The organism is Paraburkholderia sp. JPY419 (genome assembly GCF_050435705.1).
In the GTDB taxonomy this organism is placed as follows: domain Bacteria; phylum Pseudomonadota; class Gammaproteobacteria; order Burkholderiales; family Burkholderiaceae; genus Paraburkholderia; species Paraburkholderia youngii.
Genome location: NZ_JBNDKV010000002.1, coordinates 2,870,370 through 2,894,406 on the forward strand (window position 1 = coordinate 2,870,370; position 24,037 = coordinate 2,894,406).

General features: G+C 63.7%; 21 protein-coding genes. 19 read left to right on the forward strand and 2 right to left on the reverse strand.

Features of this window, described 5'->3' with window-relative positions; genetic code table 11:
• The first annotated feature begins 393 nt into the window (after positions 1-393).
• The 17 genes from gyrA (at position 394) to cysM (ending at position 19,712) form a co-directional block, all read left to right on the forward strand.
• A complete protein-coding gene (gene gyrA, locus QFZ91_RS19395; protein WP_176124350.1) occupies positions 394-3,021 on the forward strand; it encodes a DNA gyrase subunit A in 2,628 nt (875 codons plus the stop codon).
• A 124-nt stretch (positions 3,022-3,145) separates the two neighbouring features.
• On the forward strand, positions 3,146-3,751 hold the full coding sequence (locus tag QFZ91_RS19400; protein WP_429568120.1) for a DUF2059 domain-containing protein: 606 nt from the start codon (positions 3,146-3,148) through the stop codon (positions 3,749-3,751).
• Positions 3,752-3,957: 206 nt separating this feature from the next.
• Positions 3,958-5,040 carry a 3-phosphoserine/phosphohydroxythreonine transaminase gene (gene serC, locus QFZ91_RS19405; RefSeq protein ID WP_429568121.1) on the forward strand — a complete coding sequence of 361 codons (1,083 nt, stop codon included), beginning with the start codon at positions 3,958-3,960 and terminating at the stop codon, positions 5,038-5,040.
• A 63-nt stretch (positions 5,041-5,103) separates the two neighbouring features.
• The gene (gene pheA / locus QFZ91_RS19410) at positions 5,104-6,183 is read left to right on the forward strand and encodes a prephenate dehydratase (protein WP_176105379.1); all 1,080 of its coding nucleotides are present in this window, start codon (positions 5,104-5,106) and stop codon (positions 6,181-6,183) included.
• An 81-nt stretch (positions 6,184-6,264) separates the two neighbouring features.
• On the forward strand, positions 6,265-7,386 hold the full coding sequence (gene hisC / locus QFZ91_RS19415; protein WP_429568122.1) for a histidinol-phosphate transaminase: 1,122 nt from the start codon (positions 6,265-6,267) through the stop codon (positions 7,384-7,386).
• Between the two features lie 61 nt (positions 7,387-7,447).
• On the forward strand, positions 7,448-8,389 hold the full coding sequence (locus QFZ91_RS19420; RefSeq protein ID WP_429568123.1) for a prephenate dehydrogenase: 942 nt from the start codon (positions 7,448-7,450) through the stop codon (positions 8,387-8,389).
• Positions 8,390-8,407: 18 nt separating this feature from the next.
• On the forward strand, positions 8,408-9,712 hold the full coding sequence (gene aroA, locus QFZ91_RS19425; protein ID WP_429568124.1) for a 3-phosphoshikimate 1-carboxyvinyltransferase: 1,305 nt from the start codon (positions 8,408-8,410) through the stop codon (positions 9,710-9,712).
• A 46-nt stretch (positions 9,713-9,758) separates the two neighbouring features.
• Positions 9,759-10,445, forward strand: coding sequence for a (d)CMP kinase (cmk, locus tag QFZ91_RS19430; RefSeq protein WP_429568125.1), 687 nt, complete (start codon positions 9,759-9,761; stop codon positions 10,443-10,445).
• Positions 10,446-10,607: 162 nt separating this feature from the next.
• Positions 10,608-12,341: a 30S ribosomal protein S1 gene (gene rpsA / locus QFZ91_RS19435; protein WP_008921410.1), complete on the forward strand. Its 1,734-nt coding sequence runs from the start codon at positions 10,608-10,610 to the stop codon at positions 12,339-12,341.
• Between the two features lie 21 nt (positions 12,342-12,362).
• Positions 12,363-12,686, forward strand: coding sequence for an integration host factor subunit beta (locus QFZ91_RS19440; RefSeq protein ID WP_006050255.1), 324 nt, complete (start codon positions 12,363-12,365; stop codon positions 12,684-12,686).
• A 299-nt stretch (positions 12,687-12,985) separates the two neighbouring features.
• A complete protein-coding gene (locus QFZ91_RS19445; RefSeq protein ID WP_429568126.1) occupies positions 12,986-13,279 on the forward strand; it encodes a LapA family protein in 294 nt (97 codons plus the stop codon).
• Between the two features lie 71 nt (positions 13,280-13,350).
• Positions 13,351-14,526: a lipopolysaccharide assembly protein LapB gene (gene lapB / locus QFZ91_RS19450; protein WP_176381322.1), complete on the forward strand. Its 1,176-nt coding sequence runs from the start codon at positions 13,351-13,353 to the stop codon at positions 14,524-14,526.
• A gap of 126 nt (positions 14,527-14,652) precedes the next feature.
• Positions 14,653-16,056 carry a UDP-glucose dehydrogenase family protein gene (locus QFZ91_RS19455; RefSeq protein WP_429568127.1) on the forward strand — a complete coding sequence of 468 codons (1,404 nt, stop codon included), beginning with the start codon at positions 14,653-14,655 and terminating at the stop codon, positions 16,054-16,056.
• Positions 16,022-17,029, forward strand: coding sequence for a D-glycero-beta-D-manno-heptose-7-phosphate kinase (rfaE1, locus tag QFZ91_RS19460; protein WP_429568128.1), 1,008 nt, complete (start codon positions 16,022-16,024; stop codon positions 17,027-17,029). The genes QFZ91_RS19455 and rfaE1 overlap by 35 nt, the downstream gene beginning before the upstream one ends.
• 96 nt (positions 17,030-17,125) lie before the next feature.
• Positions 17,126-18,118, forward strand: coding sequence for an ADP-glyceromanno-heptose 6-epimerase (gene rfaD, locus QFZ91_RS19465; protein WP_429568129.1), 993 nt, complete (start codon positions 17,126-17,128; stop codon positions 18,116-18,118).
• Positions 18,119-18,196: 78 nt separating this feature from the next.
• Positions 18,197-18,571 carry a ComEA family DNA-binding protein gene (locus QFZ91_RS19470; protein ID WP_368596661.1) on the forward strand — a complete coding sequence of 125 codons (375 nt, stop codon included), beginning with the start codon at positions 18,197-18,199 and terminating at the stop codon, positions 18,569-18,571.
• 238 nt (positions 18,572-18,809) lie between these two features.
• Positions 18,810-19,712 (forward strand): cysteine synthase CysM, encoded by a 903-nt coding sequence (gene cysM / locus QFZ91_RS19475; protein ID WP_429568130.1) that lies wholly within the window; start codon positions 18,810-18,812, stop codon positions 19,710-19,712.
• A 110-nt stretch (positions 19,713-19,822) separates the two neighbouring features.
• On the opposite strand, the gene mltB is transcribed toward cysM, so the two are convergent.
• Entirely contained in the window at positions 19,823-21,001 is a 1,179-nt protein-coding gene (gene mltB, locus QFZ91_RS19480; protein ID WP_429568662.1) for a lytic murein transglycosylase B, read from the reverse strand.
• Positions 21,002-21,335: 334 nt separating this feature from the next.
• Between mltB and QFZ91_RS19485 the strand changes: the two genes are divergently transcribed.
• Both QFZ91_RS19485 and QFZ91_RS19490 read left to right on the forward strand, forming a co-directional pair.
• Positions 21,336-22,259, forward strand: a complete 924-nt coding sequence (locus tag QFZ91_RS19485; protein ID WP_368596663.1) for a histone deacetylase family protein — start codon at positions 21,336-21,338, stop codon at positions 22,257-22,259.
• 3 nt (positions 22,260-22,262) lie between these two features.
• On the forward strand, positions 22,263-23,072 hold the full coding sequence (locus QFZ91_RS19490) for an enoyl-CoA hydratase (protein ID WP_176369273.1): 810 nt from the start codon (positions 22,263-22,265) through the stop codon (positions 23,070-23,072).
• A gap of 27 nt (positions 23,073-23,099) precedes the next feature.
• Here QFZ91_RS19490 and QFZ91_RS19495 read toward each other — a convergent pair whose 3' ends face one another.
• Positions 23,100-24,005 carry an alpha/beta hydrolase gene (locus tag QFZ91_RS19495; RefSeq protein WP_176124338.1) on the reverse strand — a complete coding sequence of 302 codons (906 nt, stop codon included), beginning with the start codon at positions 24,003-24,005 and terminating at the stop codon, positions 23,100-23,102.
• Between the last annotated feature and the right edge of the window lie 32 nt (positions 24,006-24,037).

Consider the following 24,037-nt stretch of genomic DNA (forward strand, 5'->3'; position numbering starts at 1 on the left):
ACATTGGTGCGGAACAAAAACCGGCTGTATAGACTTCGAGCAGTGTCCGACTCTTTGTGCGTTGGCATTTTGCCATATCGTTCCCCTCCGACGAAAAAAAAATCTGCCCCCATTCAAATCCCCGTCCAAATGTGGTGCATGCGCAACAAATGTTTTCGTCTGAGCGGTCCGCCGGCTCTGGCTGAGCGGGGAATTGGCCCTACGCAGGAATCGAGCCTGGTAAGCCTGAAATTGCGCGATCGGCGAGGTGTTGGCGGGTGCCCCTCTAATATGTATACGTACCTGCGTCGGGCGCGGATGCGTGGCATGTTAGAATCGCGTGATGCGTTGCGCCTGCAATGCTTACGCGAAGTTGCGGCGAACCCCCGCCTTCGCACGTAAAAGATACGGATAATGGATCAATTCGCCAAAGAGACTCTGCCAATCTCCCTTGAGGAGGAAATGCGCCGTTCGTATCTCGATTACGCGATGAGCGTGATCGTAGGGCGAGCGCTTCCCGATGTCCGCGATGGCCTGAAGCCGGTGCACCGGCGCGTGCTGTACGCGATGCATGAGCTGAACAACGACTGGAACCGCGCCTACAAGAAGTCGGCGCGTATCGTCGGCGACGTCATCGGTAAATACCATCCGCACGGCGACACTGCTGTCTACGACACGATCGTACGGATGGCGCAGGACTTCTCGCTGCGCTACATGCTCGTCGACGGCCAGGGGAACTTCGGTTCGGTCGACGGCGACAACGCCGCGGCGATGCGTTACACCGAAATCCGCATGGCGAAGATCGGCCACGAACTGCTGGCCGACATCGACAAGGAAACGGTCGACTTCGTGCCGAACTACGACGGCAGCGAGAATGAACCGGCCATCCTACCCGCGCGCATCCCTAATCTGCTGATCAATGGCTCGTCCGGCATCGCGGTCGGCATGGCGACCAACATCCCGCCGCACAACCTCAACGAAGTCGTCGACGCGTGTCAGCATCTGCTGAAAAACCCGGAAGCGACGATCGACGAGCTGATCGAGATCATCCCCGCACCCGACTTCCCGACCGCCGGCATCATCTACGGCGTGGCCGGCGTGCGCGACGGCTATCGGACCGGTCGCGGCCGCGTTGTGATGCGCGCGCTGACGCACTTCGAGGAAATTGACCGCGGCCAGCGCATGGCAATCATCGTCGACGAATTGCCGTATCAGGTGAACAAGCGCTCGCTGCTCGAGCGTATCGCCGAGCTCGTCAACGAGAAGAAGCTCGAAGGCATCTCCGACATCCGCGACGAATCCGACAAGAGCGGCATGCGTGTCGTGATCGAGCTCAAGCGCGGCGAAGTGCCCGAGGTCGTGCTGAACAATCTGTACAAGGCGACCCAGCTTCAGGACACGTTCGGCATGAACATGGTCGCGCTCGTCGACGGTCAGCCGAAGCTCCTGAATCTGAAGGAAATGCTGACGTGCTTCCTGTCGCATCGCCGGGAAGTGCTGACGCGGCGCACCGTCTACGAGCTGCGCAAGGCGCGCGAACGTGGCCATGTGCTCGAAGGTCTCGCGGTTGCGCTCGCGAACATCGACGAATTCATCGCGCTCATCAAGGCCGCGCCGACGCCGCCTATCGCCAAGCAGGAACTGATGTCGCGCTCGTGGGATTCGTCGCTCGTGCGCGAAATGCTGTCGCGCGCCGAGACGGATAACGCGTCGGCGGGCGGTCGCGAAGCATATCGTCCGGAGGGGTTGAACCCGTCGTTCGGCATGCAGGCCGATGGCCTCTACCGTTTGTCCGATACCCAGGCGCAGGAAATCCTGCAGATGCGTCTGCAGCGCCTGACCGGTCTCGAGCAGGACAAGATCATTGGCGAATACCGCGATGTGATGGCGCAGATCGCTGACCTGCTGGACATTCTGGCTCGCCCGGAACGCATTTCGGCGATCATCGTCGACGAACTCTCGTCGATCAAGGCCGAATTCGGCGATGCGCGTCGCTCGAAGATCGAGTTGAACGCGACCGAACTGAACACCGAAGACCTGATCACGCCGCAGGAAATGGTCGTGACGATGTCGCACGCGGGCTACGTGAAATCGCAGCCGCTGTCCGAATATCGGGCCCAGAAGCGCGGTGGTCGTGGCAAGCAGGCCACTTCCATGAAGGAAGACGACTGGATCGACACGCTGTTCATCGCCAATACGCACGACCACATCCTGTGCTTCTCGAATCGCGGCCGGGTGTACTGGGTCAAGGTCTACGAGGTGCCGCAGGGCTCGCGCAATTCGCGCGGCCGGCCGATCGTCAATATGTTCCCGCTGCAGGAAGGCGAAAAGATCACGGTCGTGCTGCCGGTCAAGGAGTTCTCGGCCGACAAGTTCGTGTTCATGGCAACCGCGTTAGGAACGGTAAAGAAGACCCCGCTCGAGGCATTCAGCCGGCCGCTGCGCAAGGGTATTATTGCGGTCGGTCTCGATGAGGGTGATTACCTGATCGGCGCCGCGATCACCGATGGCCAGCACGACGTGATGCTGTTCTCTGATTCGGGCAAGGCAGTGCGCTTTGACGAAAACGACGTGCGTCCGATGGGCCGCGAGGCGCGCGGCGTGCGCGGCATGCAGCTCGAAGACGGCCAGAACGTGATCGCGTTGCTGGTGGCCGGCGACGAGCAGCAGTCGGTGCTCACCGCAACCGAGAACGGCTTCGGTAAGCGCACCCCGATCACCGAGTACACGCGTCACGGCCGCGGCACGAAGGGCATGATCGCGATCCAGACGTCGGAGCGCAATGGCAGGGTCGTTGCCGCGACGCTCGTGGATTCGGAAGCGCAGATCATGCTGATTACCACGACGGGCGTGCTGATTCGCACGCGCGTGTCGGAAATTCGTGAAATGGGACGCGCAACGCAAGGTGTTACACTCATCAGCCTTGACGAAGGGACCAAGCTGTCCGGTCTGCAACAGGTAGCTGAGGCCGAGGGCGAGTCGGAAAACGATTCCGACGGCTCCGCTGAAGGTGATAACGGCGGTGAGGGCGGCGCGGCTTGATCCGTGCCAGCGGCTTTCAGTCTCAGTTAATACGTTGAAGCTACGCTGCGGGTCAACGCGTATCAGGCCGGTACGCTTTCCCGTGCGGCGTGCGGTTCAAGTTAATTTCTCTTAGGGAGTAATGATGCAAAAACGATTCAAACAACTGATGTTGCTGGCTGCCATCGTGCCGACCTTCGCCATGGCTCAAGCGCTGCAGAACCAGGCGCCCGCAGCTCCGGCTGCCGCAGCAGCACCGGTTGATCCGGCCAAGCAAGCTGCCATCAAGGACCTGCTCGACGCCATCGACGCGCAGAAGCTGGTTGGCGCAATCGGCAATAGCGCGCAGATGCAGGCCAAGCAGCTCGTGCCGGCAATCCTGTCGGACGCGCTGACCGAGAACAAGACGATGACGGACAAGCAGAAGCAGGCCGCCGTGCCGACGCTGCAGAAGAACGCGGTGCCGAAGCTGGTGGACGCGGCAGGCCAGGTCTTCGCAACCGACTCTTTCCGTCAGGACGCGATGCAAGCTCAGTACGATGCGTACGCGAAGTACTACAGCGTGTCGGAAATCAAGGACCTGACCACGTTCTACAAGAGCCCGACCGGACGCAAGTTCATCCAGGTGCAAGACCAGGTTGGCCGCGACGTCGTGAACGGTCTGATGCAGAAGTACATGCCGGAATCGATCAAGGCAACGCGTGACCAGGCCGACAAGGAAGTCGCATCGGTCAAGCCGGTTGCCAAGTAAATTCCGCTCGCAGGCCGCGCTAACCAGCCGGCCTGTCGCCGCGCCCGTTGGGCCACCCGGCGTGGCGGGTTGGCGGCGACAATGCGATAATGGCCGTTTGCGCACTGGCGCAGACGGCCATTTTCTTTTTCGGCGAGCCATTTCGCAGTTCTTTTCGCCGATTCCCGCGCGACTTCGTTATTTCACGCCCGCTTCCAGGACCTCACATGCGCGTTTTTAATTTCTCCGCCGGCCCGGCGGCCATGCCCGTAGAAGTGCTGCGCCAGGCAGCCGACGAGATGCTGAACTGGCAAGGTAGTGGTATGAGCGTGATGGAAATGAGCCATCGCGGCAAGGAATTCATGTCGATCCACGAAGCAGCGCTGACCGATCTGCGCGAGTTGCTGCAAGTGCCGGCAAGTCACCGCATCCTTTTCCTGCAGGGCGGCGGCCTCGGCGAGAACGCGATCGTGCCGATGAACCTGCTCGGCTCGAAACCGCGGGCGGATTTCGTCGTCACCGGCTCGTGGTCGCAGAAATCGTTCAAGGAAGCGGAAAAATACGGCAGCGTGCATCTTGCCGCGACCGGCAAGACGGCCGAGGGCTACACGCGCGCGCCGGCGCGTGCGGAATGGCAACTGTCGGACGATCCGGCTTACGTGCATTTGTGCACGAACGAGACCATTCATGGCGTCGAAACCTTCGAGATTCCCGACCTCGGCAATATTCCGCTCGTAGCGGACGCGTCGTCGCATATCCTTTCGCGCCCGATGGACATCGCCAAGTACGGCGTGCTGTTCGGCGGCGCGCAGAAGAATATCGGCATGGCGGGCGTTACGGTCGTGATCGTGCGTGAGGACATGCTCGATCGCGCAATGCCGATTTGCCCATCTGCGTTCGAATGGAAGACCGTCGCCGAGAACAACTCGATGTACAACACGCCGCCCACCTATGCGATCTATATTGCCGGGCTCGTGTTCAAGTGGTTGAAGAACCAGGGTGGCCTCCAGGCGATGGAGGCGCGCAACCTCGAAAAATCGAAGCTGCTGTACGACACGATCGACTCGAGCAGCTTCTATCTCAACAAGGTCGAACGTGGCTCGCGCTCGCGGATGAACGTACCGTTCTTCCTTGCCGACGAGTCGCGCAACGAAGATTTCCTGTCCGGCGCGAAAGCGCGGGGATTGGTGCAGCTAAAGGGCCACAAGTCCGTCGGCGGCATGCGGGCGTCGATTTATAACGCCGTCCCGCTCGAAGGCGTCAAAGCGCTTGTCGAATACATGAAGGAATTCGAACAGCGCAGCGCCTGAGTCACACTGACCGGCAGGCGTGCGCATCTTTTCCAGCAGTTACCCGGCAGAGCCGTTTTACGCATGGACGACGAACTCAATACACGACTCAAACCTCTGCGCGATCGCATCGACGCGCTCGACGCGCAGCTGATCGCGCTCCTGAACCAGCGCGCGTCGGTCGCGCTCGAAGTCGGCGAGATCAAGAAGCATTTCAACGCGCCGGTGTTCCGACCCGAGCGCGAGATGCAGGTGATCGCGCGCCTCCAGGAAATGAGCGCGGGGCCGCTCGCGGACGAACACATCAGCGCGATCTGGCGCGAGATCATGGCCGCGAGCCGCGCGCTAGAAAAGAGCATCAAGGCCGCGTATCTCGGGCCGGTCGGCACCTATAGCGAACAGGCGATGCACGAGTACTTCGGTCAGTCGATCGAAGGGCTGCCGTGCCCCTCGATCGATGAAGTATTCCGCTCGGTCGAGGCGGGCGCCGCCGACTACGGCGTCGTGCCGGTCGAGAACTCGACCGAAGGCGCGGTGTCGCGCACGCTGGATCTGCTGCTGCAAACCCAGCTGACCATCGGCGGCGAACTCGCATTGCCGATCCATCACAACCTGCTCACGCAAAACGGGCTCGCTGGCGTCACGCGCGTATGCGCGCATGCGCAGGCGCTCGCGCAGTGCCAGCGCTGGCTATCGACCAATGCGCCGCATCTCGAGCGCCAGGCGGTGTCGAGTAATGCCGAAGCTGCACGGATGGCGGCCGAAGATCCGACTGTCGCGGCCATCGCCGGCGATCGCGCCGCGATCCACTACGGCCTGCAGGTCACCAACGCGCTGATCCAGGATGATCCGCACAACCGCACGCGCTTCGTAATGATTGGCAAGGAGCCGACCGGTCCGAGCGGCTACGACCAGACCTCGCTGATCGTGTCGGTCGCGAACGAACCGGGCGCGATGGTCAAGCTGCTCGAGCCGCTCGCTCGCCACGGCGTGTCGATGACGCGTTTCGAATCGCGTCCGGCGCGCGTCGGCACGTGGGAGTACTACTTCTATATCGATGTCGAAGGCCATCGCGACGATCCGGCTGTGGCTGCCGCGCTCGCCGGTCTCGGCGAGAAGGCCGCGTTCCTGAAAATACTCGGCTCATATCCGCGCGCCCGTTAAGGGCTGGCAGCGCAGTCCGGGCGGCGCCGCGTGCGCTGCCCGAACGCAGATTTCCCTATCCATCGTCGTTCGGAGATTTTCATGACAGCGTCTTTCGGCCCTTCCTATGTGCGCGCGATCGCGCCGTACATCGCCGGCAAGCCGATTTCGGAAGTGGCCCGTGAGTTCGGTCTCGACGAGGCGAGCATCGTGAAGCTCGCATCGAACGAGAATCCGCTCGGCATGCCGGAATCCGCGCAGCACGCGATGGCGCGGGCGATCGCCGATCTCGGCCGTTATCCGGACTCGAACGGTTTCGAGCTGAAGGCGGCGCTCGCCGCGCGCTACGGTGTGCCGGCTGAGTGGATCACCCTCGGTAACGGCAGCAACGACATTCTCGAACTCGCCGCGCACGCGTTCGTCGAGAAGGGCCAGGCGGTCGTGTTCTCGCAGTATTCGTTCGCGGTCTATGCGCTCGCGACGCAAGGCGTCGGCGCGCGCGCCATCGTCGTGCCGGCGGTGCGCTATGGTCACGACCTCGACGCGATGCTCGCCGCAATCGACGACCACACGCGTCTCGTGTTCGTCGCGAATCCGAACAATCCGACCGGCACGTTCGTCGACGGCCCGAGGCTCGAGGCTTTTCTCGACAAGGTGCCGCGCCACGTGGTCGTCGTGCTCGACGAGGCGTACACCGAGTATCTGTCGGCGGACAAGCGCTACGACTCGATTGACTGGGTGCGCCGCTATCCGAACCTGCTGGTTTCGCGTACGTTCTCGAAGGCGTTCGGGCTTGCGGGCTTGCGCATCGGCTTCGCGATCGCGCAGCCCGGCTTGACCGATTTGCTGAATCGACTGCGTCAACCGTTTAACGTAAATACGCTCGCGCAAGCCGCGGCGATTGCGGCACTGAATGACAGCGCGTTCCTGCAGAAGAGCGCGGCGCTGAACGCGCAGGGCTATACGCTTCTGACCGAGGCGTTCGACAAGCTCGGCCTCGAATACGTGCCGTCCGAAGGCAACTTCGTGCTCGTGCGCGTTGGCAGCGACGACAAAGCCGGCGCCCGCGTGAACCTTGCGCTGCTGAAGCAGGCCGTGATCGTGCGACCGGTCGACAACTACGGCTTGCCGCAGTGGCTGCGCATCACGATCGGCTTGCCGGAGGAAAACGAAGCGTTCCTCACGGCGCTCGAAAAGACGCTTGCCGAGCCTGACGCAGCGTAAGCCTTGATCCTTGACCCCGCGCGTCGACCGGCAGGAGTGGCGCGCTTAATGTCCGTATTGTGTGAGCGACGTGGCCGCGTTTTCCTTTAACAAGCTGGTGATTTTCGGTGTCGGCCTGATCGGCGGATCGCTCGCGCGCGCGTTGCGTGAACGCGGCGAGGCTGGCGGGGCGCGCACCGTGGTTGGGCTCGGACGGACCTCTGCGTCGAGCGAACGGGCGTTGGCGCTTGGTGTGATCGACGGCGCCGCGGCGCTCACCGACGACGCCGCGCTGCGCGACGCGCTCGCGGGCGCGGACTTCGTGATGCTCGCGGCGCCGGTCGCGCAGACCCAGCCGCTGCTCGAGCGCATCGCGCCCCATCTCGACGCCAACACGATTGTCACCGATGCGGGCAGCACCAAATCCGACGTGGTCGCCGCCGCCCGCGCGGCGCTCGGCGCCCGGATCGGCCAGTTCGTGCCGGGCCATCCGATCGCCGGTCGCGAGTCGAGCGGGGTCGATGCCGCGTTGCCCGATCTGTACGTGAACCGCAACGTCGTGCTGTGCCCGCTGCCGGAGAATACGCCGGACGCGGTCGAGCGCGTCGCGGCGATGTGGCGCGCCACCGGCGCATTGGTGCGGGAGATGACGCCGCAGCAGCACGACCGCGTGTTCGCGTCGGTCAGTCATCTGCCGCACGTGCTGTCGTTCGCGCTCGTCGAGCAGATCCTCAATTCGCCCGACGCTGCGTTGAAGTTCTCGTTCGCGGCGGGCGGTTTTCGCGACTTCACGCGCATCGCCGCGTCGAGTCCGGAGATGTGGCGCGACGTCTGTATCGCCAATCGCGTGGCGCTGCTCGACGAACTCGACGCGTACACCGCGGTGCTCGCGCGCCTGCGCACGGCGATCGAAGCTGGCGACGGCGCCGCGCTCGAAGCCGTGTTCGCGCGCTCGCGCGTCGCACGCAGTCAGTGGCAGGAGCAGCGCGCGGCTGGCGTGGCCAGCGGCGACGCGTCGAAATAACCGGAAACTGGACACATCATGGAATTCCTCGATCTCGGACCTTTTTCCCGTGCGTCCGGCACGGTTCGTCTGCCCGGCTCGAAGAGCATCTCGAACCGCGTGCTGCTGCTCGCCGCGCTCGCCGAAGGCGAGACGACGATCACGAACCTGCTCGACTCCGACGACACCCGGGTGATGATCGACGCGCTCGAAAAGCTCGGCGTACGTTTGAAGCGCGACGGCGACACCTGCGTCCTGAGCGGCACGCGCGGCGCGTTCACCGCGCGCACGGCCGACCTGTTCCTCGGCAATGCGGGCACGGCGGTGCGCCCGCTGACCGCGGCGCTCGCCGTGAACGGCGGCGACTACCGGATTCACGGCGTGCCGCGCATGCATGAACGGCCGATCGGCGATCTCGTCGACGGCCTGCGCCAGATCGGCGCGAAGATCGACTACGAGCAGAACGAAGGCTATCCGCCGCTGCGCATCCGTCCCGCCCAGATAACGGCCGACGCGCCGATCCGCGTACGCGGCGACGTGTCGAGCCAGTTCCTGACCTCGCTGCTGATGACGCTGCCGCTGTTGCGCACCGCGAGCGGCGTCACCACCGTGCAGGTCGACGGCGAGCTGATCTCGAAGCCGTACATCGAGATCACGATCAAGCTGATGGCGCGCTTCGGAATCGAGGTCGAGCGCCACGGCTGGCACCAGTTCGTGGTGCCGGCCGGGAAGCGGTATCAGTCGCCGGGCACGATCATGGTGGAAGGGGATGCGTCGTCGGCGTCGTATTTCCTCGCCGCGGGCGCGCTCGGCGGCGGGCCGCTCAGAGTCGAAGGCGTGGGCCGCGCGAGCATCCAGGGCGACGTCGGATTTGCCGATGCGCTGATCAAGATGGGTGCGAACCTGCAGATGGGCGACGACTGGATTGAAGTGCGTGGCGTCGGCAACGACCACGGCAAGCTCGATCCGATCGACATGGACTTCAACCTGATCCCCGATGCCGCGATGACGATCGCGGTCGCCGCGCTGTTCGCGGACGGCACGAGCACGCTGCGCAACATCGCGAGCTGGCGCGTGAAGGAAACCGACCGCATCGCCGCAATGGCGACCGAGCTTCGCAAAGTCGGTGCGAAGGTGCAGGAAGGCGAAGATTTCCTCGTCGTCACGCCACCCGAAAAGCTGTTCCCGAATGCCGCGATCGACACCTACGACGACCACCGCATGGCGATGTGCTTCTCGCTCGTGAGTTTGGGCGGCGTGCCGATCCGCATCAACGACCCGAAGTGCGTCGGCAAGACGTTCCCCGATTATTTCGAGCGCTTTACGGCGCTCACACAACCCTGATGCAACCCGGATTCGCGTGCGAATCCCCGATGTGCGACATTTTTAGATGAAACCGACCCGTCCCTTTCACCAGACGCCCGTCATTGCGATCGACGGCCCTAGCGCCTCCGGCAAAGGCACTGTGGCCGCGATGGTGGCCGCCAACCTCGGCTTTCACCTGCTCGACAGCGGCGCGCTGTATCGACTCGCGGCGCTCGCGAGCCTGCGCTATGGCATTGCGGCGGACGACGTCGACGCACTTGTCAAACTGATCGATGACCTCCATATCACGTTTCGCGAGGGGCTCGCGCAGCTTGACGGGGTCGATGTATCGACCGAAATCCGCGCCGAGGAAGTAGGCAGCCGCGCTTCGGCGATCGCCGTGCACGCGCCGGTGCGAACCGCGCTGGTGGCGCGCCAGCGGGCGTTTCGCAAGGAACCGGGACTGGTCGCCGACGGCCGCGACATGGGTACCGTGATCTTCCAGGACGCCGCGCTGAAGGTGTTCATGACCGCGAGCGTCGAGGCCCGCGCGATGCGCCGGCATAAGCAATTGATCCAAAAAGGATTTTCTGCTAATATAGATGACTTGCTCCGGGATTTGCGTGAGCGTGACGAGCGTGACAGTCAGCGCGCGGCCGCGCCGCTCAAGCCCGCGGCGGATGCAAAGCTGCTTGATACCTCCGCATTGTCGGTCGACCAGGCGGTCGAGCAGGTGGTGCAATGGTATGAAGCGCTGGTCCCGCATGCGTGACTGAAAACGGTCGCGCAGAAGTGGCGAGCAGCGGCAGTCCCGTTGTTGGTAGGTGCTTCGCGATGGTCGCGAAGCGTTGTTTTTAACCCTTTAACCCCGCGTGGCAGTCGCGTCTTTGCCGAAGTTGCTGACCGGTCCGGTGAGCCAGGCGCTGCGAAAACCATGCAAACCTTGATTTTTATGTCCGACCTGCAAACCTCTACCCCGAATACCGAATCTTTTGCGGCTCTGTTCGAAGAGTCGCTGACCAAGCAGGACATGCGCGCTGGCGAAGTGATCTCCGCCGAAGTCGTGCGTGTCGACCACAACTTCGTGGTCGTGAACGCTGGTCTGAAGTCCGAAGCCTACATCCCGCTCGAAGAGTTCCTGAACGACGCGGGCGAGGTAGAAGTGCAGGCGGGCGACTTCGTTTCCGTCGCGATCGACGCGCTGGAAAACGGCTATGGCGACACGATCCTGTCGCGTGACAAGGCGAAGCGTCTGGCTTCGTGGCTGTCGCTGGAAAAGGCGCTGGACAACAACGAACTCGTGACCGGCACGATCACGGGCAAGGTCAAGGGCGGTATGACCGTGATGGTCAACGGCATCCGCGCGTTCCTGCCGGGATCGCTGGTTGATACGCGTCCGGTCAAGGACACGACCCCGTACGAAGGCAAGACCCTCGAATTCCGCGTCATCAAGCTCGACCGCAAGCGTAACAACGTCGTGCTGTCGCGCCGCGCCGTCATCGAGGCAACGCAAGGCGAAGAGCGCGCCAAGCTGCTCGAAACGCTGAAGGAAGGCGCGATCGTCGAAGGCGTGGTCAAGAACATCACCGACTACGGCGCGTTCGTTGACCTCGGCGGCATCGACGGCCTGCTGCACATTACCGACATCGCATGGCGTCGCGTGCGTCACCCGAGCGAAGTCCTGTCTGTTGGCCAGGAAGTCACCGCGAAGATCCTCAAGTTCGACCAGGAAAAGAACCGCGTTTCGCTCGGTATCAAGCAACTGGGCGACGATCCGTGGGAAGGCATCTCGCGCCGTTACCCGTCGGGCACGCGTCTGTTCGGTAAGGTCACGAACATCACCGACTACGGCGCATTCGTCGAAGTGGAATCGGGCATCGAAGGCCTCGTCCACGTGTCGGAAATGGACTGGACTAACAAGAACGTTGCTCCGTCGAAGGTTGTCCAGCTGGGCGACGAAGTCGAAGTGATGGTTCTCGAAATCGACGAAGACCGCCGTCGTATCAGCCTCGGCATGAAGCAGTGCAAGCCGAACCCGTGGGACGACTTCAGCCGCAACTTCAAGAAGGGCGACAAGATCAGCGGCGCCATCAAGTCGATCACCGACTTTGGCGTGTTCATCGGTCTGCCGGGCGGCATCGACGGTCTGGTTCACCTGTCGGATCTGTCGTGGAGCGAAACCGGCGAGGAAGCCGTTCGCAAGTACAAGAAGGGCGACGAAGTGGAAGCGATCGTTCTCGGCATCGACGTCGAGAAGGAACGTATTTCGCTGGGTATCAAGCAGCTCGAAGGTGACCCGTTCAGCAACTACGTTGCAATGAACGACAAGGGTTCGGTCGTCGACGGTACCGTCAAGTCGGTCGACGCGAAGGGTGCCGTGGTCCAGCTGTCGGGCGAAGTCGAAGGCTACCTGCGTGCTTCGGAAATCGCCCAAGACCGCGTGGAAGACGCTCGCAATGTGCTGAAGGAAGGCGACAAGGTCAACGCGATGATCATCAACATCGATCGCAAGTCGCGCGGCATCAACCTGTCGATCAAGGCGAAGGACTCGGCTGAGCAGCAGGAAGCCATCCGCGGTCTCGCTGCTTCGGATTCGAGCGCAGCCGCTACCGGCACGACGAACCTCGGCGCGCTGCTGAAGGCCAAGCTCGACGGCCAGAACCAGTAAGCCTGAGAGGTCTGCTGCAGTATGACCAAATCGGAATTGGTCGCCCAGCTGGCTACGCGATTTCCGCAACTTGTTCTCAAGGATGCGGATTTCGCGGTGAAGACGATGCTTGATGCGATGTCGGAGGCGCTTGCCAAAGGTCATCGCATCGAAATTCGTGGCTTCGGCAGCTTCGGCCTCAACCGCCGTCCCTCCCGCGTCGGACGCAATCCGAAGTCGGGCGAGAAGGTGCTGGTACCCGAGAAGTACGTACCGCACTTCAAGCCGGGCAAGGAATTGCGCGAGCGGGTGGATCGTCGCGCGGGCGAGCCGCTGAAGGCCGAGGAGCCGGATGACGACCTTTAATGACTCCGCTGCGTGTGTGTTGCAGCGTGGCATAGCTAGCGTCAGCGGCCAAAGCCAGTCGGCAAAAGACCAGGAAAAGCGCCTTTGGGCGCTTTTTTTTCGTCCATCATTTGAGAAGTCGCGCCTTCCGCTGCGGCTTTTGCATTTCGCGAATTGCACGTAAGTCCGGCATCCCGCCACTTGCTGCTCAGCCGCGAGGGCATCCATTACAATACGGGTCACTTCGGCGCGGGCAACACCGTGGCGCGACGCGTCATCGAGCCGGCGTCATCCCGCAACTGCCGTGAAGAGATATATTCATGAAATTTATCGTCTGGCTGATCCGTGTGCTGGTGTTCGTGCTGCTGCTCGTGCTCGCGCTCTCCAACACGCAACCCGCTACGCTGAATTTCCTCGCCGGCTACGTCTGGTCTGCGCCTCTGATTCTGATCGGCCTCACGTTTTTCGTGATCGGCTTGCTCGCCGGGCTCGTGTCGGCGATGCCGGCCGTCGTGCGTCTGCGCATGGAGAATGGCCGGCTCAGGCGCGAGTTGCGCGTGGCTCGCGAGACTCCCGCCGTGGTAGAGCAGCCGCCGATGCCGCCGCTGATCTGAGCTGTCTTGCGCCGCGCGCGCTCCGAGCGCGGCTTTTCGTTTTCGCTTTTCCGCACATTTGCATTAATCGCATGGATCTAGACTTCTGGTGGCTGCTGGTCGTACCCGTCGCGTTCGCGTTCGGCTGGATGGCGGCGCGCTACGACCTCAAGACGCTGCTGTCCGAAAGCGCCAACCTGCCGCGGTCGTATTTTCGCGGCCTGAACTTCCTTCTCAACGAGCAGCCCGACCAGGCGATCGATGCATTCATCGAAGTCGTCAAGCTCGACCCTGAAACGGTCGAATTGCATTTCGCGCTCGGCAATCTGTTCCGCCGGCGCGGCGAGACGGATCGAGCGATTCGCGTGCATCAAAATCTGCTGAGCCGCGCGGACCTGCCGGTCAACGAGCGCGATCACGCGCTGTACGAACTCGGCCAGGACTTCCTGAAAGCGGGTCTGCTCGACCGTGCCGAAGAAACCTTCCGCTCGCTGCAAGCGGGCGATTACGCGCTGGGTGCTCAACGCGCGCTGTTGACGATCTACGAGATCGAAAAGGACTGGGTCAAGTCGATCGATACCGCGCGCCACCTCGAAACGATGGGCGCACCGTCGCTCGATAAGGAAATCGCGCAGTTCCACTGCGAACTTGCGCAGGAAGCGCTACAGCAGAAAAGACCGGACGAAGCGCGTCATCAGCTCGGCCTCGCGCTGAAGGCGAACCCGACCAACGTGCGCGCGACGATCCTGTTCGGCGATGTCGACGCGGCCGGCGGCGCGCCGGAAGCGGCGATTGGGCAATGGCGCCGCGTCGAGGAGCAGAACCCCGCGTATCTGCCGCTCGTCGCCGAGAAGATCATGAAAGCGTATGAAGCGCTCGGCCGCGCGCAGGAGGGCGCCGATCTGCTGACCACGTGGGTCGACCGTCATCCGAGCAACGATCTGCTCGACGTTGCGTATCAGCACGTCGCATCGCTGCGCGGCGCCGATGCTGCGCATGCGCTCGCGCGCACGCAGATGCAGAAGTCGCCGAATCTGGCCGGCATGACGCGTCTGCTCGAAGCGCAGCAGGCCGTCGCCGAAGAGCCGCGGCGCGGCGAGCTCGAACTGATGCGCACACTGATCCGCCAGCGCACCAAGAATCTGCCACGCTATACGTGCCAGAATTGTGGTTTCAGGGCCCGGCTCTTCTACTGGCAGTGCCCGGGATGCAGCGGTTGGGAAACCTATGCCCCGCGCCGCGTCGAGCCGATTGCCGCGCCGAACTGACGCCGCATGCGCGGCGGTGGCCGCGTCGGCGTTCATTGGCGCGCAATCGCCCCGCGAATTTCGCAACGAGTTTATCGCCGGCCTCACGAGCGGCATTCATCACCGGAACCATCTACCGGACAGCGTATGAAAATCACCATTATCGGCACCGGCTATGTGGGCCTTGTCACCGGCGCGTGTCTCGCCGAAATCGGCAACGACGTCTTCTGTCTCGACGTCGATCAGCGCAAGATCGACATCCTCAACAGAGGCGGCGTGCCGATTCACGAACCGGGCTTGCAGGAGATGATCGCCCGCACGCGCGCGGCCGGCCGCATCACGTTCTCGACCGATGTCGCGGCGAGCGTCGCGCACGGCGACGTGCAGTTCATCGCGGTCGGCACGCCGCCCGACGAAGACGGCTCCGCCGACCTGCAATACGTGCTCGAGGCCGCACGCAACATCGGCCGCACGATGAACGGCTTCAAGGTGATCGTCGACAAATCGACTGTGCCGGTCGGCACCGCGCAACGCGTGCGCGCGGTGATCAACGAAGAGCTCGCGAAGCGCGGGCTCGCCGGCAGCGCGCAGCATCGCTTCTCGGTCGTGTCGAACCCCGAGTTCCTGAAGGAAGGCGCGGCCGTCGACGACTTCATGCGCCCTGACCGTATCGTGATCGGTATCGACGAAGACGAATCGGGCGCACGCGCGCGTGAGATGATGAAGCGTCTGTACGCGCCGTTCAACCGCAACCACGAACGCACGCTGTACATGGACGTGCGCTCGGCCGAGTTCACCAAGTACGCGGCCAACGCGATGCTCGCGACGCGCATCTCGTTCATGAACGAGATGTCGAATCTCGCGGACAAGGTCGGCGCCGACATCGAGGCGGTGCGCCGCGGCATCGGTTCCGATCCGCGCATCGGCTATCACTTCCTGTATGCCGGCTGCGGCTATGGCGGCTCGTGCTTCCCGAAGGACGTGCAGGCGTTGATTCGCACCGCGAGCGAGAGCGGCCACAACCTGCGCATTCTCGAGGCGGTCGAGGAAGTGAACGACCAGCAGAAGGACGTGCTCGTGAACAAGATCGCCGCGAAGCTCGGCGAGGATCTGAGCGGCCGCACATTCGCGGTGTGGGGCCTCGCGTTCAAACCGAATACCGACGACATGCGCGAGGCGCCGAGCCGTCGCGTGATCGGCGAGCTGCTCGCGCGCGGCGCAAACGTGCGCGCGTACGATCCGGTCGCCGTGACCGAGGCGCAGCGCGTGTTCGCGATGGATCTGCACGCGGCGCCCGAGCAGCTCGCACGTCTCACGTTCACGAGCGCTCAGGACGAAACGCTGACGGGCGCCGACGCGCTCGTGATCGTGACCGAATGGAAGGAGTTCAAGAGTCCTGATTTCGTGCATCTGAAATCGGTGCTGAAGACACCGCTGATTTTCGACGGCCGCAATCTGTACGAACCGGACGCGATGATCGAGCTCGGGATCGACTATCACGCTATTGGACGCCCCTATGCCCAACCCTCTGAACTTCCGGCCGATGCCTGAGGCCATACCCGCGGCGCCCGCGTCCACCACGGCGCAGAAGCTCACGTTCGTGCCGCGCGGGCAGCTCAATGCGGCGCGCGTGCTCGTGGTCGGCGACGTGATGCTCGACCGTTACTGGTTCGGCGACGTCAACCGCATCTCTCCGGAGGCGCCAGTACCGGTCGTGCACGTGCAGCGCCAGGAAGATCGCCTGGGCGGCGCGGCGAACGTCGCGCGCAACGCGGTCGCGCTCGGCGCACAAGCGGGTCTGTTGTGCGTGGTCGGTCATGACGAGCCCGGCGAGCGCATCGTGCAGCTGCTCGACGAAAGCGGCGTGACGCCGCATCTCGAACGCGATCCGGCCTTGCTGACGACGATCAAGCTGCGCGTGCTGTCGCGTCAGCAGCAACTGCTGCGCGTCGATTTCGAAAACTCGCCGGCGCATGAAGTGCTGCTAGCGGGGCTTGCGCGTTTCGACGAACTGCTGCCGTCGCACGACGTGATCCTGATGTCCGACTACGCGAAGGGCGGCCTCACGCATGTCACGCAAATGATCGCGAAGGCGCACGCGGCCGGCAAACCGGTGCTCGTCGATCCGAAGGGCGACGACTGGGAGCGCTATCGCGGCGCGACGCTGATCACGCCGAATCGCGCGGAATTGCGCGAGGTCGTCGGACAGTGGAAGTCCGAGGAAGACCTGATCGCGCGTGTCACGAAGCTGCGCGCCGAACTCCAGTTCAAGGCGCTGCTGCTGACGCGCTCGGAGGAGGGCATGACACTCTTCGCCGACGATGGCATCCTGCACGCGTCGGCCGTTGCGCGCGAAGTGTATGATGTGTCGGGCGCGGGCGACACCGTGATCGCAACGCTTGCCGCGATGCTCGGCGCGGGTCTTTCTCTCGTCGACGCAGTCGGGCTCGCGAATCGCGCGGCCGGCATCGTGGTCGGCAAACTCGGCACCGCCACCGTCGACTACGACGAACTCTTCTCCTGATGCAGCCCGCGGGGCTGCCGTCGTCCGACGGACCAGCGGACCCCGCGGCGTTGACTGAACGAAGCTCACTACAAAGCTCACTACGGCAGGATCATCATGACCGTCATCGTCACCGGCGCGGCCGGTTTTATCGGCAGCAATCTCGTGAAGTCGCTCAACGAGCGCGGCGAACAACGCATCATCGCGGTCGATAACCTCACGCGCGCGGACAAGTTCAGGAATCTGGTCGATTGCGAAATCGACGACTATCTCGACAAAACCGAATTCGTCGAGCGCTTCAGGCGCGGCGACTTCGGCAAGGTGCGCGCGATTTTCCACGAAGGCGCCTGCTCGGACACGATGGAAACCGACGGCCGCTACATGATGGACAACAACTACCGCTATAGCCGCGACGTGCTCGACATCTGTCTCGCGCAGGACGTCCAGTTCCTGTATGCATCGTCGGCGGCGACGTATGGCGGCTCGAGCCGCTTCGTCGAGGAGCGCGAGGTCGAGCAGCCGCTCAACGTGTACGGCTATTCGAAGTTCCTGTTCGACCAGGTGATTCGCCGCGTGCTGCCCACGGCGAAAAGCCAGATCGTGGGCTTTCGTTATTTCAACGTGTACGGTCCGCGCGAAACGCATAAGGCGCGCATGGCATCGGTCGCGTTTCACAACTTCAATCAGTTCCGCGCCGAGGGCAAGGTCAAGCTGTTCGGCGAATACAACGGCTATGCGGCTGGTGAGCAGACGCGCGATTTCATCTCCGTCGAAGACGTCGTCAAGGTCAATCTGTTCTTCTTCGATCATCCGGAGAAGTCGGGCATTTTCAATCTCGGCACCGGCCGCGCGCAGCCGTTCAACGACATCGCGAGCACCGTGGTCAACACGCTGCGCGCGCTGAACAACGAGCCGGCGCTGTCGCTCGCGGATCAGGTGCAACGCGGACTGATCGAATACATTCCGTTCCCCGACGCGCTGCGTGGAAAGTACCAGTGCTTCACGCAGGCCGATCAGTCGAAGCTGCGCGCGGCCGGCTACGACGCGCCGTTTCTGAGCGTGCAGGAAGGTGTCGATCGTTACGTGCGCTGGCTGTTCGGCCAGGTGTAATTAGTACGCCGTCCTCTTTAAACTGGAATCTCCTGGCTGGTGATGGTCGCCGGCCAGTGGCAACAGGGAGATTCCAATATGTTTCGAAAAGTACTGGTTACCGCGGCGATGCTCGCCGCTTTCGGCCACGCGTATGCGGCGGTCGACGTCAATACGGCTAACGAAGACGCGCTGCGCGGCATCAAGGGCATCGGTCCGGCAAAAGCCAAAGCGATCGTCGACGAACGCAATGCGCACGGCCCGTTCAAGGACGCGGCCGATCTCGGCAAGCGCGTCAAGGGCATGGGCGGCCACACCATCGAGCGCCTGCAGGCGGAGGGTCTCGCTGTCGGACCGGCTGGCGCGGCTGCTAGCGCGCAGGTTGCGGCAGCTGCAGCGGCCAAGGAGCCGGCCGCTGCGGCCGCGCCGGCCGCCACGCAGAAGGGCGCCGCCGCAGTGGCGGTGAAGAAGTAAGCGGCCGCGAGCCTTGTGCGTGTCATGCCGACGAGCGGCTTGCGGCGCGCAGGGTCCGCGAACATCCCATTGCTCCGATTTGCACACACGACTTCCCGCGGCTCACAGCCGCGGGCTTTTTGCGCAGCAGGCGGCATGCATCCATGCGGACAGAAGGGCTGCAGGGCAGCGCCGGAGTTCGTGGTTTAGAATCGATAGATTGAAGACACTCTCTCGCGCATCGATCGCTGGACCCCATATGGCATACAAAACGATTGAAGACACGGTCGGCAACACGCCGCTCGTACAACTCGTCAGGCTTCCCGACGACGAGATCCGCAGCCGCAACAATGTGATCCTCGCGAAGCTCGAGGGCAACAACCCGGCGGGGTCGGTGAAGGACCGTCCGGCATTGTCGATGATCAAGAAGGCCGAAGCGCGCGGCCGCATCAAGCCGGGCGACACGCTGATCGAGTCGACCAGCGGCAATACCGGTATCGCGCTTGCAATGGCCGCGGCGGTCCGCGGCTACAAGATGGTGCTGATCATGCCGGAAGATCTGTCGGTGGAGCGCCGTCAGAGCATGGCGGCCTACGGCGCGGAAATCATTCTGACGCCGGTCAAAGGCGGCATGGAGTACGCGCGCGATCTCGCCGAGCAGATGCAGCGCGAAGGCAAGGGCATCATCCTCGATCAGTTCGCGAACCCGGACAATCCGGCTTCGCACATCGAAGGCACGGGCCCGGAAATCTGGCGCGACACGGAAGGGCGCATCACGCACTTTGTATCGTCGATGGGCACGACCGGCACGATCATGGGCGTGTCCACGTATCTGAAAGCGCTGAACCAGCAGATCGAAATTATCGGCGCGCAGCCGGAAGAGGGCTCGCGTATTCCGGGTATCCGCAAGTGGCCGGAAGCGTATCTGCCGAAAATTTTCGACCGTAGCCGCGTCGACCGTGTGGAGAACGTCAGCCAATCCGCGGCCGAGGCGATGGCGCGCCGGCTGGCGTCGGTCGAAGGCATCTTTGCGGGCATTTCGTCGGGCGGTGCGTGCGAAGTCGCGCTGCGCATCGCGCGTCAGGTCGAGAACGCGACGATCGTGTTCATCGTCTGCGACCGCGGCGACCGTTATCTGTCCACGGGAGTATTTCCCGCGTAAGCGGGTCGCCGGGCGCCTTCGCGGGCGCACGAGCCAATGAAAAGCGCCGGTCGAGCCGGCGCTTTTTTCCGTCCTTCAACGCGAGGCGTGCGCGCGACTCGCGGGGCGACTCACTGCGAATTTGAGTTCGACTGATCTGTCTGACCTTGCGACGCGCTGCCGTTGTTGACCGCCTTCGCGGCATTCGCAGTGTCGACTGCTTCCATCTGGGCCTTGACCTTCTGACCGAGTTGATACACCGCAAGCGCATAGAAAAAGCTGCGGTTGTAGCGGGTGAGCACGTAGAAGTTCTTCAGGCCGAGCACGAACTCCGTGCCGCGCCCCGGCGTCGGCAGATCGACCACCGTGACCGGCGTACCCGCTTCGGAAGCAATGTCGACGTTCGGCTCGTTCAGTACGAGACCGGCGCGCAGCAACTGGTCAAGGGGCCAGTGCGGCTCCGGCTGGCCAGTGGCCGCCGCCTGCGCGACACCGAGGCTGCCCGCGTCCGAGCCGATTCGCCATACCACCGGCCGGCCGCTTTCCCAGCCATTCTGGCGCAGATAATTCGCGACGCTGCCGATCGCGTCGGCATCGCTCGTGCGCAGATCGATGTGCTTGTTGCCCTCGTAGTCGACCGCGTACTGGACGATGCTGCTCGGCAGGAACTGCGGAATGCCGATCGCGCCCGTGTATGAACCGAGCACCGTGTTCGGGTCGATCTGCGCGTCGCGCGTCCAGACCAGGTAGTCTTCGAGATTCTTGCGGAAGGTCGCCTGGCGGTCCGCGCGATTCGCGGTGTTCGGATAATCGAAGCTCAGCGTGGTCAGCGCATCGAGCACGCGGAAATTACCCATGTAGCGACCGTAGATCGTCTCGACGCCGATAATGCCGACGACCATCTCCGGCGGCACGCCGAACTCCTGATACGCGCGCTGCAGCGTGGCCCGGTTCTCGCGCCAGAACTGCACGCCGGCATTGACGCGCACCGGGTCGAGGAAGCGCGCCTGATACGAGCGCCAGTTCTTGACCGACGGCGTCGGCGACGGCGTGACCAGCTTCACCGCGGTCGCCGAGTAGCTGACGCCGGCGAACAGCGCGTGCAGCGACGCTTCGTCGAAATCGTAGCGCGCGACCATCTCGTTGATGAACGCATCGACGTTCGCGTTGTTCGCATAGCGCTGCGGAATGATCTCTTCCTCAAACGTTTGCCCTTGCGGTACCGGCTGTTGCGGCTGGCTCTGCGCGAGCTGCACCGATGCTTTGCGCGTGGCGCTTTGTGCGTTCGCGGGACTTGCCGCGATGAACATGCACGATGCGACGGTCAGTGAGGCGGCGAGGTTCTTGAGGCGAAGCCGGTTGCGTGGGGATCCTGCGGACAGAGCAAGCTTGACGGTCATGGTGAGCAGTGAGCGCGATGCGTGAAAGGCTGGAAGCAGTCGGAAAGCGGCAGGAACGAAACGGCGAATAACGGGTCGGGGAAGTATACCCGACGGCTTCCGCAAAACCGTGCTGAATCGGCGACAGCGGTGTCGTGTGGTAACTTGACGAATGTAGGCGCGCGGGGGCGCGCGCCGCTCGACGGAGACACGCCGCGCGCGCAATTGATGCGCCGCGCCGTAGAAGAGACGCACAACACAAACTATGGCAACAGGTTTCTATTCCCACCCCGACTGTCTGCTGCATGACATGGGACAGTGGCATCCCGAGTGCCCCGCGCGCCTGCAGGCGATCGAGGATCAGTTGATCGCGAGCCGCATCGACGCGCTGATCGAGCGCGAGTCGGCGCCGCTCGTCGACGAGGCCGCGCTGCTGCGCGTGCACACGCAGGCGCACGTCGACTACATCCGCGGTCGCTCGCCGGTCGAGGGCGTCGCCGAAATCGATCCCGACACGACGATGAACCCGCACACGTTGCGGGCCGCGTTGCGCGCGGCGGGCGCGGCCGTGGCCGCCACCGACGCGGTGATCGAAGGCCGCTACGACAACGCGTTCTGCAGCGTGCGCCCGCCCGGCCATCACGCGGAGCCGGCGCGCGCGATGGGCTTCTGCTTCTTCAACAACGTCGCGATCGCCGCACGCCACGCGCTCGACGTGCATGGTCTCGCGCGGGTCGCCATCATCGACTTCGACGTGCATCACGGCAACGGTACCGAGGCCGCATTCGCGGGCGACCCGCGCGTGCTGATGTGCAGCATCTTTCAGCACCCGTTCTATCCGTTCACGGGCGCCGACAACCAGGCGTCCAACATGTGCAACGTGCCCATGCCGGCGCGCTCGAACGGCATGGCCGTGCGCGAAGCGGTCGATATGCTGTGGTTGCCGCGCCTGCACGAGTTCAGGCCGGAGATGCTGTTCATCTCGGCCGGCTTCGACGCGCATCGTGAGGATGACCTTGGCAACATGGGCCTCGTCGAAGACGATTACGCGTGGATTACCGACCAGGTGTGCGAGATCGCGCGGCGCTATGCGCGCGGGCGCATCGTCAGTTGTCTCGAGGGCGGCTACAACCTGTCGGCGCTCGGGCGCAGCGTGGTCGCGCACGTGCGCTCGCTCGCGGAGATCTGAGCCATGAACGTCAACCCCGTCAACACCGGCGACGCGTCGCTGGTCACCATCGAACCCGACGCGTATCGCGTACCGGGCGTCGTGCGCGTAACGATGAACCGGCCCGATGCGTTCAACGCGCTGTCCGAAGCGCTGCTCGACGAACTTCAGCAGACGCTGACCGACATCGCGAAGACCGATGCCCGCGTGGTCGTGATCGCCGGCGCGGGCCGCGCATTCTGCGCCGGGCACGACCTGAAGGAAATGCGCGCGGCGCCGTCGCTCGCGTACTACCAGCAGCTGTTCGCGCGCTGCACGAAGCTGATGCTGACGATCCAGCGCCTGCCGCAGCCGGTGATCGCGCGCGTGCACGGCATCGCGACCGCGGCCGGCTGCCAGCTCGTCGCCATGTGCGATCTCGCGGTCGCCGCCGAGACCGCGCGCTTCGCCGTATCGGGCGTGAACCTCGGGTTGTTCTGCGCGACACCGTCGGTGCCGCTGTCGCGCAACCTGTCGCGCAAGGCCGCGCTCGAAATGCTGCTGACCGGCGATTTCATCGACGCCGCCGAAGCCCGCAAGCAGGGGCTCGTGAACCGCGTCGCCCCAGCCGATGCACTCGACGACGAAGTCGCGCGGCTCGCCGCGAGCATCTGCGCGAAGCCGGTCGAAGCGGTCAGCGCGGGCAAGGGCCTGTTCTACCGCCAACTCGAAATGGGCATCGAGGCCGCGTACCAGCTCGCCGGGCAGACGATGGCCTGCAACATGATGGACGACTCGGCGCTCGAAGGCGTGCAGGCTTTCATCGACAAACGCGCGCCGGAGTGGAAGCGCTAGCCGACGGCTACCACGCGCCGCATCTTCTCAACTCCGTCCCACCGACCGTCTTTCAATCCAATCGACCAACCCCGCGATCACCCGATCGCGGTCGAGGTCATTCATCGTCTCGTGATAGCTGCCCTCGTGCAGCGTGAGCGTCTTGTCAGGCGAACCCGCGTGCTCGCCGAACGCGCGGCTGCCGTCGGGCTCGGTCAGTTTGTCGTCGGTGCCGTGAAACACGAGCAGCGGCATGCGCAGCCCCGCGCGGCCACGTTCGATGCGCGCCATCGCCAGCAACAACTCGGCACCCGTGCGCGCCGGAATCGCGTCGTGATGCACGAGCGGATCGTTGAGGTTGGCTTTGACGACCGGCTGAAGGCGCGACAGCAGCGCGGGGTCGATCTTCATCGCCGGGAAGCCCGGATAGACGCGGCTGATCACCTGGCTCAGCGCGAGCATCCACTTCGGCACGTCGCGCCCCGGCGCAAGCGCGGGGCTCGACAGGATCAGGCCACTCAGGCGCCTCCCGCTGGCGTCGAGACGTTCGATCGCGTACAGCGCGGCCACCGCGCCACCCATGCTGTGGCCCATCAGGAAGAGCGGCGCGCAGCTTTGCGCGGCGGCGTCGAGCAGCGCCTGCGCATCGAGCAAGTAGTCGTCGAAGCGTTTCACATAGACGCGCCTGCCGGGCGCGTGGCCGTGGCCGCGAAGATCGACCGCGACGAGTTCGATGCCCGCCGCGTTGAGCCGGTCCGCCACGGCCGCGTAACGGCCGGCGTGCTCGGCGAGGCCGTGCAGCAGCGCGACCGTCGCGCGTATCGGCCCGTTCGGCTGCCAGCGATACAGCGGCAACTCGATGCCATCGGCGGTCGTGACCGACGCGCGCTGCGGCGCTTCCTTATTAAGACTGCCGGCGCTCGCGCGCACCGTGTGGCTCGGGGAAGTTTGCATGGCGGTAGGCTGTGCGGAAGGGGGTGGTCCGA

Coding starts and splice junctions, on each gene's coding strand:
- gyrA (WP_176124350.1), top strand. CDS start 394: ATGGATCAATTCGCCAAAGAGACTCTGCCAATCTCCCTTGAGGAGGAA.
- QFZ91_RS19400 (WP_429568120.1), top strand. CDS start 3,146: ATGCAAAAACGATTCAAACAACTGATGTTGCTGGCTGCCATCGTGCCG.
- serC (WP_429568121.1), top strand. CDS start 3,958: ATGCGCGTTTTTAATTTCTCCGCCGGCCCGGCGGCCATGCCCGTAGAA.
- pheA (WP_176105379.1), top strand. CDS start 5,104: ATGGACGACGAACTCAATACACGACTCAAACCTCTGCGCGATCGCATC.
- hisC (WP_429568122.1), top strand. CDS start 6,265: ATGACAGCGTCTTTCGGCCCTTCCTATGTGCGCGCGATCGCGCCGTAC.
- aroA (WP_429568124.1), top strand. CDS start 8,408: ATGGAATTCCTCGATCTCGGACCTTTTTCCCGTGCGTCCGGCACGGTT.
- cmk (WP_429568125.1), top strand. CDS start 9,759: ATGAAACCGACCCGTCCCTTTCACCAGACGCCCGTCATTGCGATCGAC.
- rpsA (WP_008921410.1), top strand. CDS start 10,608: ATGCAAACCTTGATTTTTATGTCCGACCTGCAAACCTCTACCCCGAAT.
- QFZ91_RS19440 (WP_006050255.1), top strand. CDS start 12,363: ATGACCAAATCGGAATTGGTCGCCCAGCTGGCTACGCGATTTCCGCAA.
- QFZ91_RS19445 (WP_429568126.1), top strand. CDS start 12,986: ATGAAATTTATCGTCTGGCTGATCCGTGTGCTGGTGTTCGTGCTGCTG.
- lapB (WP_176381322.1), top strand. CDS start 13,351: ATGGATCTAGACTTCTGGTGGCTGCTGGTCGTACCCGTCGCGTTCGCG.
- QFZ91_RS19455 (WP_429568127.1), top strand. CDS start 14,653: ATGAAAATCACCATTATCGGCACCGGCTATGTGGGCCTTGTCACCGGC.
- rfaE1 (WP_429568128.1), top strand. CDS start 16,022: ATGCCCAACCCTCTGAACTTCCGGCCGATGCCTGAGGCCATACCCGCG.
- rfaD (WP_429568129.1), top strand. CDS start 17,126: ATGACCGTCATCGTCACCGGCGCGGCCGGTTTTATCGGCAGCAATCTC.
- QFZ91_RS19470 (WP_368596661.1), top strand. CDS start 18,197: ATGTTTCGAAAAGTACTGGTTACCGCGGCGATGCTCGCCGCTTTCGGC.
- cysM (WP_429568130.1), top strand. CDS start 18,810: ATGGCATACAAAACGATTGAAGACACGGTCGGCAACACGCCGCTCGTA.
- mltB (WP_429568662.1), bottom strand. CDS start 21,001: ATGTTCATCGCGGCAAGTCCCGCGAACGCACAAAGCGCCACGCGCAAA.
- QFZ91_RS19485 (WP_368596663.1), top strand. CDS start 21,336: ATGGCAACAGGTTTCTATTCCCACCCCGACTGTCTGCTGCATGACATG.
- QFZ91_RS19490 (WP_176369273.1), top strand. CDS start 22,263: ATGAACGTCAACCCCGTCAACACCGGCGACGCGTCGCTGGTCACCATC.
- QFZ91_RS19495 (WP_176124338.1), bottom strand. CDS start 24,005: ATGCAAACTTCCCCGAGCCACACGGTGCGCGCGAGCGCCGGCAGTCTT.